The 16934-nt window shown below is 45.4% G+C and carries 17 protein-coding genes and 1 pseudogene; 12 read left to right on the top strand and 6 right to left on the bottom strand.

Annotated features, from left to right (window positions below; all coding sequences use genetic code 11):
- The first annotated feature begins 21 nt into the window (after window positions 1–21).
- From AF_RS00280 to AF_RS00255, 7 genes are read left to right on the top strand one after another with little or no spacing between them, the layout of a single operon-like run.
- Window positions 22–426: a hypothetical protein gene (locus tag AF_RS00280; RefSeq protein ID WP_010877573.1), complete on the top strand. Its 405-nt coding sequence runs from the start codon at window positions 22–24 to the stop codon at window positions 424–426.
- A complete protein-coding gene (locus AF_RS00275; protein ID WP_010877572.1) occupies window positions 393–917 on the top strand; it encodes a PUA domain-containing protein in 525 nt (174 codons plus the stop codon). The genes AF_RS00280 and AF_RS00275 overlap by 34 nt, the downstream gene beginning before the upstream one ends.
- Window positions 918–955: 38 nt before the next feature.
- Window positions 956–1207 carry a 50S ribosomal protein L37Ae gene (rpl37A, locus tag AF_RS00270; protein ID WP_010877571.1) on the top strand — a complete coding sequence of 84 codons (252 nt, stop codon included), beginning with the start codon at window positions 956–958 and terminating at the stop codon, window positions 1205–1207.
- Between the two features lie 3 nt (window positions 1208–1210).
- A complete protein-coding gene (locus AF_RS00265) occupies window positions 1211–1351 on the top strand; it encodes a DNA-directed RNA polymerase subunit P (protein WP_010877570.1) in 141 nt (46 codons plus the stop codon).
- 11 nt (window positions 1352–1362) lie between these two features.
- Window positions 1363–1770, top strand: coding sequence for a DUF126 domain-containing protein (locus AF_RS00260; protein ID WP_048064159.1), 408 nt, complete (start codon window positions 1363–1365; stop codon window positions 1768–1770).
- Entirely contained in the window at window positions 1767–2057 is a 291-nt protein-coding gene (locus AF_RS13345) for a hypothetical protein (RefSeq protein ID WP_244372781.1), read from the top strand. Before AF_RS00260 ends, AF_RS13345 begins: the two co-directional genes overlap by 4 nt.
- A 17-nt stretch (window positions 2058–2074) precedes the next feature.
- Window positions 2075–2782 (top strand): site-2 protease family protein, encoded by a 708-nt coding sequence (locus AF_RS00255; RefSeq protein WP_010877567.1) that lies wholly within the window; start codon window positions 2075–2077, stop codon window positions 2780–2782.
- On the opposite strand, the gene AF_RS00250 is transcribed toward AF_RS00255, so the two are convergent.
- Window positions 2775–3251, bottom strand: a complete 477-nt coding sequence (locus AF_RS00250; RefSeq protein ID WP_010877566.1) for a hypothetical protein — start codon at window positions 3249–3251, stop codon at window positions 2775–2777. The two genes, AF_RS00255 and AF_RS00250, sit on opposite strands and share 8 nt — an antisense overlap.
- A gap of 132 nt (window positions 3252–3383) precedes the next feature.
- Between AF_RS00250 and AF_RS00245 the strand changes: the two genes are divergently transcribed.
- Entirely contained in the window at window positions 3384–4493 is a 1110-nt protein-coding gene (locus AF_RS00245) for a M20 family metallopeptidase (protein WP_010877565.1), read from the top strand.
- On the opposite strand, the gene AF_RS00240 is transcribed toward AF_RS00245, so the two are convergent.
- A complete protein-coding gene (locus tag AF_RS00240) occupies window positions 4480–5679 on the bottom strand; it encodes a methionine adenosyltransferase (RefSeq protein ID WP_010877564.1) in 1200 nt (399 codons plus the stop codon). The genes AF_RS00245 and AF_RS00240 overlap by 14 nt on opposite strands.
- 98 nt (window positions 5680–5777) lie before the next feature.
- Between AF_RS00240 and AF_RS12300 the strand changes: the two genes are divergently transcribed.
- From AF_RS12300 to AF_RS00225, 3 genes are all read left to right on the top strand, one after another.
- A complete protein-coding gene (locus tag AF_RS12300; RefSeq protein ID WP_010877563.1) occupies window positions 5778–7016 on the top strand; it encodes a nickel-dependent lactate racemase in 1239 nt (412 codons plus the stop codon).
- A gap of 42 nt (window positions 7017–7058) precedes the next feature.
- A complete protein-coding gene (locus AF_RS00230; RefSeq protein WP_010877562.1) occupies window positions 7059–8300 on the top strand; it encodes a C25 family cysteine peptidase in 1242 nt (413 codons plus the stop codon).
- A 107-nt stretch (window positions 8301–8407) separates the two neighbouring features.
- Window positions 8408–8638, top strand: coding sequence for a hypothetical protein (locus AF_RS00225; protein WP_148183402.1), 231 nt, complete (start codon window positions 8408–8410; stop codon window positions 8636–8638).
- A 111-nt stretch (window positions 8639–8749) separates the two neighbouring features.
- Here AF_RS00225 and AF_RS00220 read toward each other — a convergent pair whose 3' ends face one another.
- Window positions 8750–9184 (bottom strand): hypothetical protein, encoded by a 435-nt coding sequence (locus tag AF_RS00220; RefSeq protein WP_010877561.1) that lies wholly within the window; start codon window positions 9182–9184, stop codon window positions 8750–8752.
- A gap of 326 nt (window positions 9185–9510) precedes the next feature.
- Here AF_RS00220 and AF_RS12295 point away from each other — a divergent pair, with 326 nt between their 5' ends.
- Window positions 9511–10932, top strand: coding sequence for a class I SAM-dependent methyltransferase (locus AF_RS12295; protein WP_010877560.1), 1422 nt, complete (start codon window positions 9511–9513; stop codon window positions 10930–10932).
- A gap of 2 nt (window positions 10933–10934) precedes the next feature.
- Here the strand turns inward: AF_RS12295 and AF_RS00210 are convergent, their stop codons facing one another.
- The 3 genes and pseudogenes from AF_RS00210 to AF_RS00200 form a co-directional block, all read right to left on the bottom strand.
- On the bottom strand, window positions 10935–14576 hold the full coding sequence (locus AF_RS00210) for a glycosyltransferase (protein WP_010877559.1): 3642 nt from the start codon (window positions 14574–14576) through the stop codon (window positions 10935–10937).
- Window positions 14573–15811, bottom strand: a pseudogene (locus tag AF_RS13820) (GDP-mannose 4,6-dehydratase). The gene AF_RS00210 and the pseudogene AF_RS13820 overlap by 4 nt, the downstream one beginning before the upstream one ends.
- 8 nt (window positions 15812–15819) lie before the next feature.
- Complete coding sequence (locus AF_RS00200; protein ID WP_010877557.1) at window positions 15820–16911, bottom strand: glycosyltransferase; 1092 nt, start codon at window positions 16909–16911, stop codon at window positions 15820–15822.
- Window positions 16912–16934: the final 23 nt, after the last annotated feature.

Here is a 16934-nt window from a genome sequence, read left to right as displayed (position 1 = left end):
ATTGTTTAAAGAATATGGACGATGTACAGGTATCCGGTGGAGGTTATAGCCGACACGTATCTTAGCAAGGTCGGCGGGTACAGCTACGAACTCGACAGGAATGAGATTGGCATAAACGTCAAGGCGCTTGAGATGAACACCTCCATTATAGCAAATGAGACCCTCGCAACCTTAAAGAGGTTCGAGGAAATTAGGCCCTACTTCCTGAGAAGAAAGTTCGTGGTTGTGGGGATAGAGGAGAGCATGGACTGCTACGAAATGAGTGCCAACGGTGAGGTAGTGCTGCCCGAGGAGATGGAGGGTAGCATGGAGGTTGGGGAGAGCGTGATTGTCAACACGGTTGAGGCATTCAGGATTGATGGAGATTACAGCAACATTATCAAGGCGATTAAATGGCGTTTAGACAACCAAATACTAAGGAACTGAAAGTAATAAGAAAAGCCCTCAGCTACTACGGCTCTGGCGATTTTTTGAGCCATTACGCTCTGCTTGTTAAGGAAGGTGAGAAGAAGGAGGTTTACGGAGTTTCCAAGGAGCTTTACGGCGTGATTGGAGAGCTTAATCCGCACTACGCAGGAGTCAAAATTGGGGAGGTGGGGAGAAGGTTCAGGTTCTCCCTTGAAGGTACGTTCTGGCTTCTGAGAAACAGCAGGAACAGAGTGTGGGTGAATGAACGGGGGGAGATGCTGTTCCTCTACGGCAGGGACATTTTCGCAGGTTCAGTTGAGAGAGCCTCTGAATTCGGGGAAAACTCAATTGTTTTCGTTTGCAACAGATTCGACGACGTTCTTGGAATAGGGAGAAGCAGGCATTCATCTGACGAGCTGAGCAATCTTCCCGAAGATAAGGTGTTTGTGGAGAACCTGGTTGACAGGGGGGAGTACCTGAGGCATCAGAAAACCTACCTTTCCTTTTAGTGGAAAACGTTTAAATGCAATAAGACCACGTTAATCGCATGGGCAGAACGAAGAAAGTGAGGTCAGCAGGCAGGTTCGGACCAAGATATGGCCTCAGAGTCAGAAGAACTTGGCTGGAAATCGAGGCGGTTCAGAGGCAGAAGTATGTCTGCAAAAAATGCGGCAAGAAGGCAGTGAAAAGATCAGGAACGGGAATCTGGGAGTGCAGGCACTGCGGATACAAGTTCGCTGGAGGATGCTACCAGCCGGTAACGCCTGGAGGCAAAATTGTTGAGAAGTCAGTGGGGTAAAAAATGTCCTACGTGTGCCTCATATGTGGGGCTGAAGTAGATATAGACACTGAAAAAAGCCTCGTTCAGTGCACGAACTGCGGAGGAAGGATACTCATAAAGCCCCGCCCCCTCGCAAAGAAGAAGAGGGTAAAAGCCATATAACACATTAATCTATTTTACTTGTGAAGTTCGCCTGCAGAGCGATAACCAGGGGTAGGGCCGAAGGAGAGGCTTTGGTAACAAAGGAATACATCTCTTTTCTGGGTGGTATTGACAAGGAAACGGGCATTGTGAAAGAGGACTGCGAGATAAAAGGCGAAAGTGTCGCGGGAAGAATACTCGTTTTTCCCGGTGGGAAGGGCTCAACCGTTGGCTCCTACGTTTTGCTCAACCTCAGGAAGAATGGTGTGGCTCCCAAAGCAATCATAAACAAAAAAACCGAGACTATAATTGCCGTGGGTGCTGCTATGGCCGAGATACCTCTTGTGGAGGTTAGAGACGAGAAGTTCTTTGAGGCGGTGAAGACAGGAGACCGTGTAGTTGTTAACGCGGATGAGGGGTATGTAGAGCTGATAGAATGAATGTGAGAGAGGAGATAGAGAAGCACTTCAGAATATACGGCGAGGAGAAAATCGGTAAGACTGTCAGATTCTACGTAGTTCCCCTTTCGCCTGAAAGCGAAATCAGGAAGCTGCTTCACCTTCTCTCTCAGAGCTACGAGGTGGGGCTGAGGTATCAATACGGTGAGATGGTCCTTGAGCTGAAGGAGATTGAGAGGAAGGAGAGCTACCTGACCAACATAATCCTCTTCATGCAACCCTCATTACCACCACAGCCGTTGGTTCAACCTTCTACGGTGAGAAGATAAACCTCGCAGGCGGTTTGATGTTCTCCCTCGCCATAATGTTCGTCCTCGGCAGCCACGAGATGGGGCATTATTTCGCGGCAAGAAGGTGGAAAATGAAGACCTCACTTCCGTACTTCATCCCCTTTCCAACTATCATCGGAACGCTTGGGGCTGTGATCAGACATAGGGGCGTAATTCCAAGCAGAAAGGCGCTCTTTGATGTCGGCGTGAGCGGGCCTATCACCGGGATTATTGCGTCGGTAATTGTCGTTTTGATCGGTCTTCAGCTTCCGTTCGAGCTCACCAGCGAGCCGACAATATACATAGGCACACCGCCGATTTTCGATGCAATCCTCTACCTAACAAATTACCAAAAAGAGGCCATCCATCCGGTAGCCTTCGCCGGATGGGTCGGGTTCTTCGTCACGTTCCTGAACATGATTCCCGTCGGTCAGCTTGATGGCGGTCATGTGCTGAGGGCCATGCTTGGAGAGGCGAGCGAGAAAATTTCAAGAGTTGTTCCCTTTTTGCTGTTTGCCTACGGATTCTTTCTCATGATGCAGCTCAACCAGCCAAACACAATCTGGTTTTTCTGGGGGTTTATCTCCCTCTTCTTCTCCATGCAAAGACACCCAAAGCCTGCTGACGATGAAACTCCGCTTGACCTGAAAAGATACGCAGTCGGTGTTATCGCCTTCATTCTGGCTCTTCTCTGCTTTACTCCCGTCCCCTTCTACGTCACGTGAAGGTCGTGTTCACAGCCCCCATGAGCTTTATCAGGAACTCCACCTCAGCCTTGAACATCCTCGATAGGCTGCTTGCGAGGTTCTCCGCTTCCTGCGGGTTGCTCTTGAGGTAATCGTAAATTCCTTTTTGGAGGTACGTCACACCCTTCGTCCCCTCTGCATCGCCAAACACGGTTGTGGCGTTGCTCCCGAGGTAGTTGATCGCAATAGAGAAGTTTTTCATCGCTGAAACGTTGTGCTGCGTCGCGTTTAAAACTTCGTGTATGGCGAAGCTGTTCCAGTAGTTCGACACAAGCCCACCGTAAATCAGCCCCCAAACGTTGGAAAAGTTGAGATTTGCTCCCTGAGAAACGAGGGAGGAGTTTGTTGCTGAAACTACCAGCAGCGTGAAGAAGTTCTCCAGTATCTGAAAATTGAGGTCCAGAGTTGCGATTATTATGCGCGAGAACTCCTCGATTGATACTGCCATTGTAAATTTTGTGTAAACTTTGATTTAATAAATCTTTCGCATAAAATCATGTAATTCACTATCATTATGATAGTTTTTGGAATCAAAAGGGATAAAGGGCAACAGCTATAACAATGCCTACCCACTCAACTCATGGACCCCCTTGAGATAACCAAAGACCTCATAAAAATAGACACCCGCAACCCTCCCGGAGTGACTACTGAGGCTGTCGAGTATCTTTCACAGCTTTTCTCGTCCTACGAGCAAAGGATTTACGCGAAGGAGGAGGGTAAGGAGAATCTCGTTGTTTACATCAGCAGGGGCAAACCCGAAATCATGCTCACCTCCCACCTCGATACCGTTCCTGCTGGAGACGAGCTTCTGAACCCCGTCATTGTTGACGGAAAGCTCTACGGGAGGGGGAGTTGTGATGCGAAGGGCTGTGTTGCGGCAATTTGCTCAGCCTCGCAGATAGAGCCTGAGTGCGGGCTGAAGCTGGCCTTCACCTCAGATGAAGAGGTTGGAGGGGTTAATGGGCTCGGATATGTTTTTGAAAGGGAAAAGGCTGATGCAGTCATAATAGGGGAGCCGACGGGGAGTGAGAGCATCGGAGTTTTGCAAGCTGCCGTTTTGGCGTTGGATATAGAGTTCAAGGGAAATTCGGGGCACACAGCCTCTCACGACGCTAAGGAGGGGGCGATATACAGAGCCTCCGAGTACATCGTTGAGAAAGTTGAATCCTTCAGAGGGCTTGAGGGGGATTTTGGGAGCTATAGGGAAATTTTCAGCAAGCTCGGCATGGATTTTGCTGTTAAAAGCTGGCATGCGGTCTTCAATCCTTCTATGATTAGGGGAGGGGTTAAGAGGAATGTTGTTGCTCCGAAGTGCACGGTTTACGCCGACGTAAGATTCGCCCCGTGGATAAGCGTTGAAGAAGTGAGAAGAGAGCTTTACGCCGAGAACATGGAGTTCAGGGTGGAGGGCTTTCTGCAGCCCTACGGTGTTGGCTGCGATGCTGTTAAGCTTGAGGATGACTTAAGGCTGCTGAAAATTATGAGCGAGGCAATAAGGGAAGAGGGATTGAGGCCGAAGGCTGTGTTTTCCTTGGGTGTTGGAGATACGAGGCACGTCAGAAAGCACGGAGTTCCCGCATTCTACTTGGGTCCGGGTGGGGGGAATTTGCACGGTGAGGACGAGTTCGTTTACGTGGAGGAGCTTTACAGAACGGCAAAAATTTACAAAAATATTGTCAGAAGGTTCTGACCTTCCCCTCAATAACCATGTCAGTTATCTTGCCAACGTTGGCAATCATCTCCTCTGCAATGTCCCTTGCGGGCCTTTCGAGCTTTGAAATGTCGTAGCCGCTTTTCGGGATAACCTGAACGCTCAGGGCTTTTGGCTCATTTATCGGCTTGCCAATCTGGCTTAGAATTCTGACATAGACTTCCTCAACGCCTTCAACCTCTTCAGCAATTCTTGCTGCGATCTGGTTGGCAAGGAGGTTGTAAATCTTGCCTACGTGGTTGATGGGGTTTTTGCCACTGCTCGCCTCCATGCTCATCGGTCTGCCGGGGGTGATGAGGCCGTTGCACCTGTTGCCCCTTCCAACGCTCCCGTCGTCTCCGTTCTCCGCTGAGGTGCCGGTAACTGTCAGATATACGCAGCCAGTCTCGTAGTCGTCGGCGGTATTTACGAAAACTTCCACCTCCCTCTCGGTGTACTCGGAAGAAATTTCTTTAACGAAGTTCTCAAGCTCCTCTTTAATTGCGTCATACTCTTTAATGTTGGCAACATACCTGTCAACGAAGGCTGCGGCGATTGTGAGAGAAATTCTGTCCTTCTCCCTCAGCCCCATTACCTTAACATCTTCTCCGATTGCAGGATTCTTCTTCCTGAACTCCTCGTAGATTCTCCTCTCAACGTTGAAAACCAGCCTTTCAGTTTCAGAGAGAGGAGCAAAACCTATGCCGAACGACGTGTCGTTGGCAAGGGCAACGTTTCCACTCTTTCTCCTAAAAACGTCCTGCAGGTCGGTGCTCCCCTCACCCAGCCTGACGTTGAAGACCACATCCAGCTCAGGGTCGAGGTTCTGCATGTGCTGCCTTATGTAGTCTCTCGCAGCCTTCAGGGCGATTTTGTCTGTGGGAATGTACTCACCATTGAAGAACTTCGTCGCTCTTCCCACCAGCAGGACGTAAATCGGCTCGATGACCTCTCCACCACCGAACTGTGGGTTTGAGCGGCCGGCAACGATCTGTGTTTCGTCAGTGTTGTGATGCAGCACCGCCCCAAACCTTCTGATGTACTCTCTGCTCAGCTCTCTGCTCATAGCCTCAGCCATCCCGTCAGCCAAGCTATCAGGATGACCGATGCCCTTTCTTTCCACTATTTCAATGACCTGTTTCTCTATAGGAGTGTGAACCAGTTCCTCAACGAATATGTTCGGCATAGACTCACCTGAACTCCGCTTATGGGAGGAAATATAAAATTTGCAGTTAATGGATTAAAAAGCAACAACCGTTTTATAGTAAAAATTAACTTTAAAGCATGATTGAACTTCCGAGCGACATATGGTATGGTGATAAACCTTTACTTTTTGAGCCGCCGGAAAGCTGGGAAGTTAGCGTTTTCAGGATGGCGGGGGATTCTGCCAGAGAGGTCGAAAAAGAGGAGATTTTTAGGGTTTTGAGGGAGCCAATCGGGCAGAAGGCACTTTCAAAGCTTGCCGAGGAGAGGGGAGAGGCGGTTGTGGTTTTCGACGACATGACGAGGCCGACGAAGCTTAAGGGGATTGCTAAAGCGGTAATTGAGGAATTGAAGAGGGGAGGGGTTTCGGATGAGAACATCACCTTCATCTGCGCCAATGGTGCTCACGGCACCTACGACAGGGATGATTTTGCGAAGAAGCTCGGCGAGGAGATTGTGGAGAGCTATCCCGTCTTCAACCACAACCCGCTCGGCAACCTTGACTATCTGGGCGAAACCTCCGCAGGTACGCCGGTGGAGATAAACTCTGAGGTTATGAGCTACTCCCTCAAAATTGGCTTAGGGTGCATTCTGCCCCATCCGCAGTTTGGCTACAGCGGTGGAGCGAAGATTGTTTTGCCTGGAATTGCAGGAATGAGGAGCATAGCCTACAATCACGGCGTCATAGGAGGGTGGAGCGCCGCTATGGCTGTGAGAGAGCTTCATCCAACCTGTCAGATGGCCTACGGCAGAGTGAACGAGGAGAATGTGATGCGAAGAGATGCGGAGGAGGCGGCGAGGATGGCGAAGTTTGACTTCATTGTGAACTCTCTCGTTAACACGAGGAGGGAGAACACACACGTTTTTGCGGGAGATATTGTTGAGGCTCAGAGAAAAGGGGTGGAGGAGGCGAGGAAGCACTATGCAACGCAGATTGGATTTGAGTTTGACGTTGTTATTTCCAACGCCTACAGCAAGGCAAGTGAAGCTGCCATAGCAACGTGGCCCTCCCTCTGCCTCAAGCAGGGAGGAACTCTTGTCGTGGTTTGCAACTCGAAAACCGGGCAGATAAGCCACTACATCCACGGAAGGTGGGGAATGAGGAGGAAGGGAGGATTTCTTTACCTCCCACCTCCAGACACGCTCAAAAGGGCTGGAAAGGTGATTTTCGTTTCTAAGTATCAGGAGAAGCAGCCGTGGCTTGAGGTTTACGATGAAGTCGTGAGGGTGAAAACTCTGGAGGAGATGGTGGAAGAGGTTGGGAAAGAGGAAAAGAAGGTGGCTGTTTTCCCTGATGCGACCATTCAGAAGCCTTTTTAATTTTTGAAAATGTTTAAATAGGAAGAATATCCAAGTATAATTATGAGAGTAATAATTGTAATAATGATGGTAGTCTTTGTGGTCGTCGGAACTTCAAGCGGGCAGGAGATAATACTGACATCGGAGAAACTCATCAACTCCGCATATCAGCTGCAGGAAATTCACGAAAAAGTGGGCATTCAGTCGGATATCGTTACCGTGGAACAAATCTGGGACAGCTACAGCCCTGTAGAGGACCCTCTCGTTAGCGGATACAGCACAGAGCAAGTTTACGACAGCTACAACTACACCTTAGCCCTGAAAATAATCTCGTTCCTTCGGACAGTAAATGCGAGCTATGTAACAATTCTCGGTGATGCCGACATCGTTCCGCCGAGCTACTACGCAAAGCTCATTTTCTACGAGCCTTTTCCTACAGACTTCTTCTACGCTTCCCCTGACTACGACCTCAAGCCCGACTTTGCTGTGGGAAGAATACCAGCAGGCAGTGAGGATGAGGCTGAGAAGGTGCTGGGAAAGATAAACGATTGGCTCTCCGACATCGGCAGCGGAAACTACGTGAACGCAGCTTTGATAGGCATGAGGATTTACGCCGCCCCCTACTCCATAGAGAGGGAGACGATAGACGATTACGAGGTTTGGCAGGGGGAAACTGCGGTAAAGCTTCTGGAGGACCTCGGCTTCACTGAAACCTTCAACACAACCATAGCTCTTCAGAGCGACGAGGAGTGGACAAGCGTAAAGCAGACTTTCGATGAGGCCCTTTCAGGTGGGTACGGAGTTGTTTTCCACGTCGGACACGGCATACCCTACGCTCTCGACTCTGATGATGGGGGTATGTACACGACGAGGTACATGAACATGCTGGACAAAAGGCGTCCGTTGCTCCCCGTGGTTCTGAGCAGCGGGTGCAGTGCTGCGGCCTTTGATGAGGAAATAAGGGACATCTATCTCCCCAACTGGGCACCAGGACTGTGGAGCGAGTTTCTTCTTACGAACGACGCAGGAGGGATTGCGTTTGTAGGCTTTACCGGCACCACGGGAAGCGACTACCAGTTTTCCGAGAGCGATGGCTTCGTGGAGGTAGCGGGTGTGAAGCATGCTGACAACATCCTGATTAAGACTCTCAAGAATCTCCCCGGAAACAGGCTCGGAGATGCTTTTAAAGCAGCTCTGGAAGAAGTTAAGAGTGAGGAAAACATAAAGCTAAACCCATCGACGGAAGTTGAGGAGTGGAAGCTGAGGGTTTACCTTGAAGCCGAGACGAAATTTCTGGAAACCTGAGCTTCGTTTGGGCTAACGCTCTCAATTCTTCCGTTCTAGTCGTCTTAGATGAGGAAAGACCGCTGAATTTGAGCTTTCGTTGTCATCCGTTCATTTTCAACGAAAGCGTGAACCAAGAGCTCTGGATTTACTTCAACGGAAACTTCGTTGCGAGCTTAAATTTGACAAAGGGCTGGAAAGATTATGGCGTTCAAATACCGGCAGAATTCACGAAAAAAGGTGTCAATTATCTGGAGTTCAGATACAAATACGCCGAACGTCCGAAGGCATACGGAATAAACGAAGACATACGCGAATTAGCTGTAGCTTTTGATTGGATAAAGCTGTCGAGCAGATAAGTGAAGTTTTCATGAAGCCGAGTGGAGAGTTTTTGTAGGAGGACAGTTGAGCCTAGTTAGTTCATTTCTCCGTTTAAAGCCTCAAAGAGTTTATCCTAATCTCAAAATTTCTTAGTTCTCTCCTGTTTTCTCGGTCTGAGATCCCCAGATCTTGATGGCCTCGAGCAGGGAAATCGTTCTGGGTTTGAACAGCTCCATTTTCGGCTCCTCTGTCTCTTTCTCCAGCTTCTCTTTAACTTTTTTCTCTTCTTCTATTTCCCCTTCTAGCTTTTCTGAGGCTTCCAAAAGCTTTGAAAGAACTTCGACAATCTCCTTAATCTCTGCAACTATCTTGTCTCGAAGCTCTGTAGCTCTCTTCGCTTCCTCAAAAATCGTGTCGGCTTTAGCTTTAAGCTTATTCAGCTCAGGTTCTACTCCCGACTTTATCTCAGCATGAATCGTTTTCTTAAACTCTTCCTTTTCTTTGACTCTTTTTTCGAGCCATGCGACCTTGTTCTCCAGTTGTTCCTTTCGATACTCGAGGCTTTGGGTCTCTCTTTCAAGCACGATCCTTTGAAGTCTGAGCTTCGGAGCTATGAAGCTGAGAAATCGAAATCAGCGAAATCGATTGAAAATACATTCAGTCTTGCAATAAGTGCCGAGTCCTACAAATTCGTTTCTCGAGTTCCGAAAAATTATGAAATTCCTGAAGAGTGTATTTTTGCAATTAACCAAAAGCTAAAAGCCTCTAAACACAGAAAAAGCCTTAAAAAGAGCTTTGATCTTCTTTACTTATCCTATGCACGGGATATTAGATAGCAGCTGTCTTTTAGAGTATGCAGTTGAACGCTAAATGAGCTTTTGACTTTTTAAAGGAAATCTTTATCATCCCGATGGAAAAGAGACAGTTTATGAAGATGAAAGAAAAATTAAAAAGAGCTTGCTTTGAATTTGCTGTTTCGAACAGGTATCTTTATAATTTGGCAAAAAGAATTTTAGACAGTAGCCCTAAGCTTCAGAAAATAAAAGAGTTTTTAATTCCAAAAGAGTTCTTAATTCCAGCAGCTAATTTAAGCAATGTATTCGAACCTGAAACGAGTTTTCAGAATTCTGGGCGGTTTTTTAAAAAAATCAAGACGTGCTTCAATGGAGGACTTCCTCCTGAAAACTTGGATCAAGATTTGGCCATTATTAATCAACGTTGGAATGTAAATAATGAAGGATATCAAATCTTTTCTCACAGAAAAATTTTGGGGCCATTTCTTGTTCGGGGTAGGAGATTGGTTCATGGCGAAGTTAGGAGATACGTTGATCCAATCTTCCATCTGCAGAGAGAGTTCAACGCAAGTGTTGTGAGAATACTCAACAGAACGACAGAGGATCTAAGGGTGCTATCAAGCAAAAACGACGCGATCGAGGGTAAATTGAACACCGTTGAAGAGAAAATTTCGGGGACCGTAAGAAAAGATGAGTTCAAAGAATTCAAAGATAAAATTATGATTAATCACGATAAACTCCAAACGGACTTTTACGAGCTTAAAAATAGTTTGACAAAAAACCTTGAGGAATTATCGAGCACAGTTGAATCAATTAAAGCAAAAATTGACACCGCTGAAGAGAAAATTTCGGGGACCGACATTCACACTTCTGATTACTACTTTTTGTTTGAGGAAAAATTCAGAGGAAGTAGAGAGCTCGTGAAAGCTCGACTTAGAAGATATATTCCCTATTTTAAAGGTTGTAGAAGGGTGTTGGATATCGGATGTGGAAGAGGAGAATTTCTAGAGCTTTGTAAAGAAGAGGGAATAGAGTCAATTGGTGTAGATATCAATGAGGACATGATAAAATTCTGCGAGGGCAAGTTCAACGTGGTAAAATCCGACGCCATAGAATATCTAAAATCTCTTCCTGATAAATACTTAGACGGAGTCATGATATCACATTTTGTGGAGCATCTCGACCCCGAACGACTTTTTGAGCTTTTGAGTCTCTGTTACTCGAAAATGAAATACTCGAGTTACATTGTTATCGAGTCCCCCAACCCGACTTCACTCTACTCTCTCATAAACTTCTATATCGATCCCACCCATAAAAAACCAGTACATCCAGAGACTCTTAAGTTCATTCTCGAATACCTGGGGTTTAGAGACGTAAAAATCGAATTCTTCGAAGAGTGCGAAGAATTGACTAAACTTGCCAAAATTGATTCAAACACTGTGTCAGAGGAAGTTATCAGAGTTATCAACGAAAATATCGAGAAGTTAAACAGGATATTATTTGGTCCTCAGGATTATGCTATCATAGCCAAGAAATAACTTCAAGAATCTTCAAGAATTTCTTTCAGATACTTTTTTGCAACCTCTCTCCAGCTCAAAACCTCAACTTTTTCAGGCTTCGGGTGTTCTCCTTTCCTGTACAGCTCCATCCAAGACTTTATGGCGTCAGCCAAATCTTCCGGTCTTAGTCCGCTGAAGTAATACGCTCCGTCTCGGGCTATCTCTCGGAAAACCTTTATATCTCTCGCTATTATCGACAATCCCCTGTAAGCGGCTTCAACGATGGGTAACCCAAACCCTTCATCTTCGCTTGCCATAATCAGAGCTGTGCAGGCTCTGTAAATTTTGTCAAGAAATTCGTCCGAAGCGTTGTTGATCCAGAAAAGTCTCCTGTTTAGCTCTGGATGGTTTTTAATCCTCTCTATGACATCCTGAGTTAACCATCCCTCCTTCCCAACAATCACGAGATTTACATCGTATCCATCCCTCCATAGAATTTCGAAGGCACTTAAAGTCTGTCTGTGTCCCTTTCTCGGTTCTATGGTTCCTACCATCAAAAAACTTGGTTTAGACTGAAGCAGTTTAACGAGATCTCCCCAGTTATCCGGCAGCCCTCTGGTGCCGAACTTTTCGATTTCCGCACCCAAGTGAATACTCGTTATCTTTAAATTACTTCTCAGCAAATTTTCCTTTTTTAAGTATTCTGAAAGGTCGTTGGCTGTAGACTCAGATATACAGATTATCTTATCCGATATTTCCGCTAAGGTCTCTATGTATTCCCGGAACCATTCATTCATACCATCAATAAACCATTTGGGTCTCTTTAGAGGGAGTATATCGTAAACCACAGAAACGATCTTTACACCGGAGGCTTTCAGTTCCCAGTAGATCCCTTTTTTGTGGGGATTTTGATAGGTGTAAAAGTCAAGCAATAACAGAATGTCTCCTTTTCTGAAGTCAACGAGCTCATCGTCAAGAAACTCGTAATCAAGGTTTAGAATTTTGCCAGCCCACTTTCTCGCGTATCGGTAAATACCAATATTTTCATCGAAGTAAACTGGTTCCACCCTAATCTTTTTGGGCGCAATAGACAACAGCTCGTTGATTAGCGACTTTACCACTCTCTGAATACCCGTGTGGCGATCTACTTTAACGATCTCGCTCACGTCGACAAGAATTTTCCTTTGTTTTGGCGATGCTGGAAAAGTCTTCTCGAGATGTTTTGAGATCTCATCAAAGAACCTCTCATTTCGGGGTATCTCTATCTGTGAGATCTTTTCAATGATTTCTGAATCGTTCACCCTGCTGTAGAACTTTTCAATCGCCTCATAGAATCTTTTAGCTATCTCTCTCGGATTTAAGTTCTCTTCAACGTATTTCCGTGCATTCTTTGAGATTCTATCCCTTAGCGAGGAATCTTCGTGGAGTCTCTCTAATGCTTCCCTTAACTCTTCTTTGGAAGGATTCTCAGATAACTTATAAACTACTTCGTTTGGAAGATATTTGATAAAACCGTGAGCATTCGCTATTGTCGGAATTCCGAATGCGAGGCAGTCCAGAATCGCTCTCGATACTTCACCTCTCGAAAGTGTTCTGAGCTGAACGGCTAAATCGCAAGCTTCTAGGTATTTCTTCCAGGTTTCTTCGTCAACCCATCCAGTAACCTTGACCTTTCCACCGCTATTTTTCGCCTTCGCGAGGACTCTAATTCCGTATTCATCATCGAAAGTCTTTCCAACCAAGACCAAAACGCAGCCCTTCTCTGGCAAGGAAGAAGACAAGAAAGCATCGACAATTAGCTCTGTCATTTTGGTATTGACTATTATCCCAAAACTGCATATCAAAAATGTCTCGTCCTCGTATCCGAACTCTTTTTTTGCAACCTTTTTATCTCTTATCTTTTCGACCTTTCTCATCTGGGGAATTATGCTGAATTTTTCCTTCTCAGTCTCATAAAATTCTTTTGCTAACTCTATGCTGTGTTCCGAATGGACTATGATTCCGATAGCATTCTGCAGAATTCTGAGGTTTATTGGATATTCCCACACAGCCTTTTCCAAACTCTCCTTTAAATCGATCAGCCCCTTGAAGCCGTGTGAGAAGAAAAGTTCTCTCTCTAAAACCTCTCGCCTCCCTTGGCTAGCCCACCAGAGAAAGTTACTTAAAAAGAAGTCGTGCAGGACTACTACTCCAGGATATGATTCGAGAAGCTCCCACATATGGGCATGAAACTCGGAATTGCCCATATGGTACAGAACCCTCTCGTATTTCCTGAAGTTCTTGGTGAAGTATTCTACCGTCCTAATCGGAAAATTGGCTCTTACATACTCATCGGAGACATCATTCTGGTTTACGATTAGCTCTACTTCGTAGTATTTGGAGAGCTCTGGCAAAAGTTCGGAGCTGTAATAGCTTATTCCGCTCTGAGCTGGGGGAAGCGGGGATAGATAAGCCATTCTTGGTTTTCTGAATAAATAAGCGACAGATTTACCGTATCCGAATTTTTCTTTAAAGAATTTTAATATGTTTTTCGCACTTTCTCTCCACGAAAAGTCCTTCGCTCTCTTCAGCCCGTATCTCCTCAGCTCCTCCCTAAACTCATCGTTCTCCAAAACTTCCAAGATCTTACTTGATATCGAATTAATGTCTTTCGGATTAAATAAAGCATCACTTCTTTTTATTATCTCTGCGATGCTTGAGGAGTCTGAACCTATAACTGGTGCCCCACAAGCCATCGCTTCGACAACCGGCAATCCGAATCCCTCGTGTAGAGAGGGGTGCACAAAAAGTTCGCACAGATTGTATAAGGTGCTTAAGTCTTCATCTCTAATATAACCTGCCAAAACGACGTTTGCTCCTACTTTTCTCGCCAATTCTTTTAGCCTTCTCTCGTTGTATTCGTCAATTTTACTCGCTATCACGAGCTGTAATTTGTCCTTAATTTCTTTCGGCAACTTTCCGAAAGCCAATATCAAAGCTTCGACGTTTTTTCTGAAATCATAGCCACCGGGCACATAAAGCAAATACCTTTTAGAGATGCCGTAATTTTCAAGAACACGCTCATCGGGTTCATCCAAAACTCTAAAAGACTCACTCGGTGCTGGATAAGCGACGCAGAAGTCTCCCTCTTTCAGGTTCAGATATTCTATCCCCTCCCTCTTTGAGCTCTCTGAAATTGCAACGAAAGCATCAGCTGCTCTAAACTGATTCAGCCTATAGTAATACCAATGCTTCATTTTTTTATCTGCGAGATAAAAATGGGGGTAAATGAGGGGAATTAAGTCGTAGAGAACCACGGCTGTATTCACGTTCCTAAACTTTTTTATTGAAATCGGTATATTGTCGACGAAGCCTTCAAAAACGCTTGGAACGAAAACAACATCTGGCTCAACTCTTGCGATCGCCAGATCCCGAATAAGCTCGGATACTTCGACTCTCCATTTTTCTGGAGAATTGATAAAAGCAATTGTTTTTAGTGGAGAAAATACAAGGTAGTTTCCTTCAGGCAAGCCCAGACTGTATTTAATCTTCACAGCTTCTCTCGGAAAGGCGTCGTTAAGCAGTATGTAAACTTCGTCTCCCTTTATTTTAACAATCTCTTCCGCAATTTTTAGCGAATACCTCCCTATTCCGCGAAATCTGCTTTCACCTTGAGCAGGTTGAAGGTCTATAAGTATCTTCATTTTCTCCTTCTGGCATCTAAATAGTAGTTCAGCTGGTCGCGGATTATGTCCTTGAGGCTGTGGTTGACCCTGAAGCCTATCTCCTTTGCTTTTGTTGTGTCCGAGAGCAGTATCGGAACTTCTGCCGGTCTGAATCTGTTAGGGTCGAACTCTACCGGAATCTTACCTTTGTCTGTAAAGACAAGTATTCCTTTATCTTCCAGCTCAAACGACAGCTCGTCTTTCAGCATCAGCTCGTCAACGACTGTTGCTTCGAACTTAACCCCGAAGATTTTAGCTTCGACGATCTCGCTCGGGTTCTTGACAACCTTCTCACCTTTGTAGGTTTCTATTTTGTCGATTCTGTATCCCGCCATTTCGAGTGCAAGTAAAATGTAGCTAAGAACGGAGTTCGTTCTCGTAGAACCTTGGTTGTAAACGTCTCCGTACCTCCCCTTCTCCGCAAGGAGGCAGTAGCCCTTGACGATATCGTTGATGTGGCTCTAGTCTCTAAATGCGTTGACGTTCCCTATTTTTATTTTGTCAGTTTCACCGAACTTTAATTTCATAACTTGTAGCGCTATGTTCGATGTCACAAACATTTTCCCTCTTCCCGCACCTTCGTGGTTAAACGCCCTCGAAACTATCGTTTTTAGGCCGTAGCTGTGGTAGTAATTTCTGAAGAGGTGGTCTCCATAGACCTTGCTTACGGCGTAAGGAGACATGGGTCTGAGTGGATTGGTCTCTTTTATTGGCAATTCTGGAATTTTTTCGGGTTCGGGAAAAACTGTTCTTCCGGAAGCCTTAATTCTCTCGTACTGCTTTTCAGAACTAATAACCAACCCGTACTCCTCGCTCGAACCTGCAAAAACGATAACCGCATCTGAATCCTTAATCCTAACAGTTTCGAGTAAGTTTAGCGTGCCGATGCAGTTTATCTGCATAGTTTCCACGGGATTTATGAAAGATTGGGGAACAAAAGATTGCGCTCCGAGGTGAAATATAACTTCCGGTTCGGCAACATCCAAAGCTTTTGCAAGGCAGGTAATATCCAACAAGTCCCCCTCAATCAAATGCAAATGAGGGTCATTAAGAATTCCCATGTTTATGAGATTTTGGGGCGGGGACCAATCCGCCCTTCTTCTCACAATTCCATAAACTTCTGCTCCTAACTCTATTAAATGCTTAGCTAAGTAAGACCCGACAAACCCCGTAACGCCGGTAATTAAAGCTCTTGTACCCTCAGCAAGCCTCATGCCGTTTTTTAGCATGTGTTGTTTTTAAAATTTTTCTTTACGATTCTTATCGCATCTTTTATCTTGTTTTTAAATATACTAATGTCAAACTCCTTTGCCCTTCTAAAACAGTCTTTCTTAAATTTATCAGGATTTTTCGAAACTTTTTTCATTGCATCAATTATCTCATTAACATCTGCATTGACGAGATATCCTGTTTTTTCGTTTATAACAGTCTCCTTAAAACCACCCTCGTTTACGGCGATTACAGGCTTTCCAGAAGCCATTGCCTCAATAGGTGTAAGTCCAAAATCCTCATCCTTAGCTGTGCATAGCAAACCCTTGCATCGAGAATATAGATCGATCAACTCTTCTTCACTGACACTTCCCAAAAACTTAACGTTGTCTGGAGCTATTTTCATAATCTTTCTCGCGTACCTCTCCGCATGATCCCCCTTTGAGAACCAGCCAACGATGTAAAGCTTCTCATCTTGCAACTTTTTAAAAACTTCAAGCTGCAATTCTATCCTTTTTTCTGGATAAATTCTGTTTACAGAAAGCCAAAAGTCTCCGTAGCACTTGAACTTAAACTTCGAAGTTTCCACAGGCGGATAGATGACTTCGGCATCGATTCCCCAAAAATTTTTGCATCTGCTTTTTATGTTTTGCGAGATGCAAACGACTTTATCTATGTGTTTTAGCATCCTCTCAGCCCATTTCCTGTGAAACTTTACCCATAATATAAAAGCGGGCTTCGTCAAAATATTTCTCTTTTTTAGGTAATCTCCGTAGAGATCGTAAAAAGCTCTTGGAGGAGTGTAACAGTATAAGAGATTAGGAATGTGCCTCTTCGAGGCGAACATTACCCAGTTTCCAGAAAGTATGTAGAAGTCGTAATCTGGAAAGTCAGAAAAGTAGAACTTAAGGGAAGCGTCTATCTGCTTTAAAGGTGGCAGCTTTATCGTCTCACCCAAGCTGATAACTTTGTTCCTGAACTCCTCTGGAACTGCATCGACGTCGGTTGTGATTACGTCTGCGTTGAAGAGCTTCGAGATTGTCAGCGCAACCTTCTCCCCACCTCCAATTGCTCCGAAGTAGTCGTGAAAAACGCAAATTTTCACAGCCTGCCTTAGCGAAGCTGATT

The sequence above is a fragment of the Archaeoglobus fulgidus DSM 4304 genome (assembly GCF_000008665.1).
In the GTDB taxonomy this organism is placed as follows: Archaea; Halobacteriota; Archaeoglobi; order Archaeoglobales; family Archaeoglobaceae; genus Archaeoglobus; species Archaeoglobus fulgidus.
The sequence above is the reverse complement of the archived record's forward strand: the minus strand, read 5'-3'. Positions and strand labels throughout refer to the sequence as shown.

Excerpts from the sequence above, each read along its gene's own strand:
- AF_RS12295 (WP_010877560.1), top strand. The coding sequence starts at position 9,511 with ATGGAAAAGAGACAGTTTATGAAGATGAAAGAAAAATTAAAAAGAGCT.
- AF_RS00250 (WP_010877566.1), bottom strand. The coding sequence starts at position 3,251 with ATGGCAGTATCAATCGAGGAGTTCTCGCGCATAATAATCGCAACTCTG.
- AF_RS13345 (WP_244372781.1), top strand. The coding sequence starts at position 1,767 with ATGAATGTGAGAGAGGAGATAGAGAAGCACTTCAGAATATACGGCGAG.
- AF_RS00230 (WP_010877562.1), top strand. The coding sequence starts at position 7,059 with ATGAGAGTAATAATTGTAATAATGATGGTAGTCTTTGTGGTCGTCGGA.
- AF_RS00275 (WP_010877572.1), top strand. The coding sequence starts at position 393 with ATGGCGTTTAGACAACCAAATACTAAGGAACTGAAAGTAATAAGAAAA.
- AF_RS00240 (WP_010877564.1), bottom strand. The coding sequence starts at position 5,679 with ATGCCGAACATATTCGTTGAGGAACTGGTTCACACTCCTATAGAGAAA.
- AF_RS00265 (WP_010877570.1), top strand. The coding sequence starts at position 1,211 with ATGTCCTACGTGTGCCTCATATGTGGGGCTGAAGTAGATATAGACACT.
- AF_RS12300 (WP_010877563.1), top strand. The coding sequence starts at position 5,778 with ATGATTGAACTTCCGAGCGACATATGGTATGGTGATAAACCTTTACTT.
- AF_RS00210 (WP_010877559.1), bottom strand. The coding sequence starts at position 14,576 with ATGAAGATACTTATAGACCTTCAACCTGCTCAAGGTGAAAGCAGATTT.
- rpl37A (WP_010877571.1), top strand. The coding sequence starts at position 956 with ATGGGCAGAACGAAGAAAGTGAGGTCAGCAGGCAGGTTCGGACCAAGA.
- AF_RS00245 (WP_010877565.1), top strand. The coding sequence starts at position 3,384 with ATGGACCCCCTTGAGATAACCAAAGACCTCATAAAAATAGACACCCGC.
- AF_RS00280 (WP_010877573.1), top strand. The coding sequence starts at position 22 with ATGTACAGGTATCCGGTGGAGGTTATAGCCGACACGTATCTTAGCAAG.
- AF_RS00255 (WP_010877567.1), top strand. The coding sequence starts at position 2,075 with ATGTTCTCCCTCGCCATAATGTTCGTCCTCGGCAGCCACGAGATGGGG.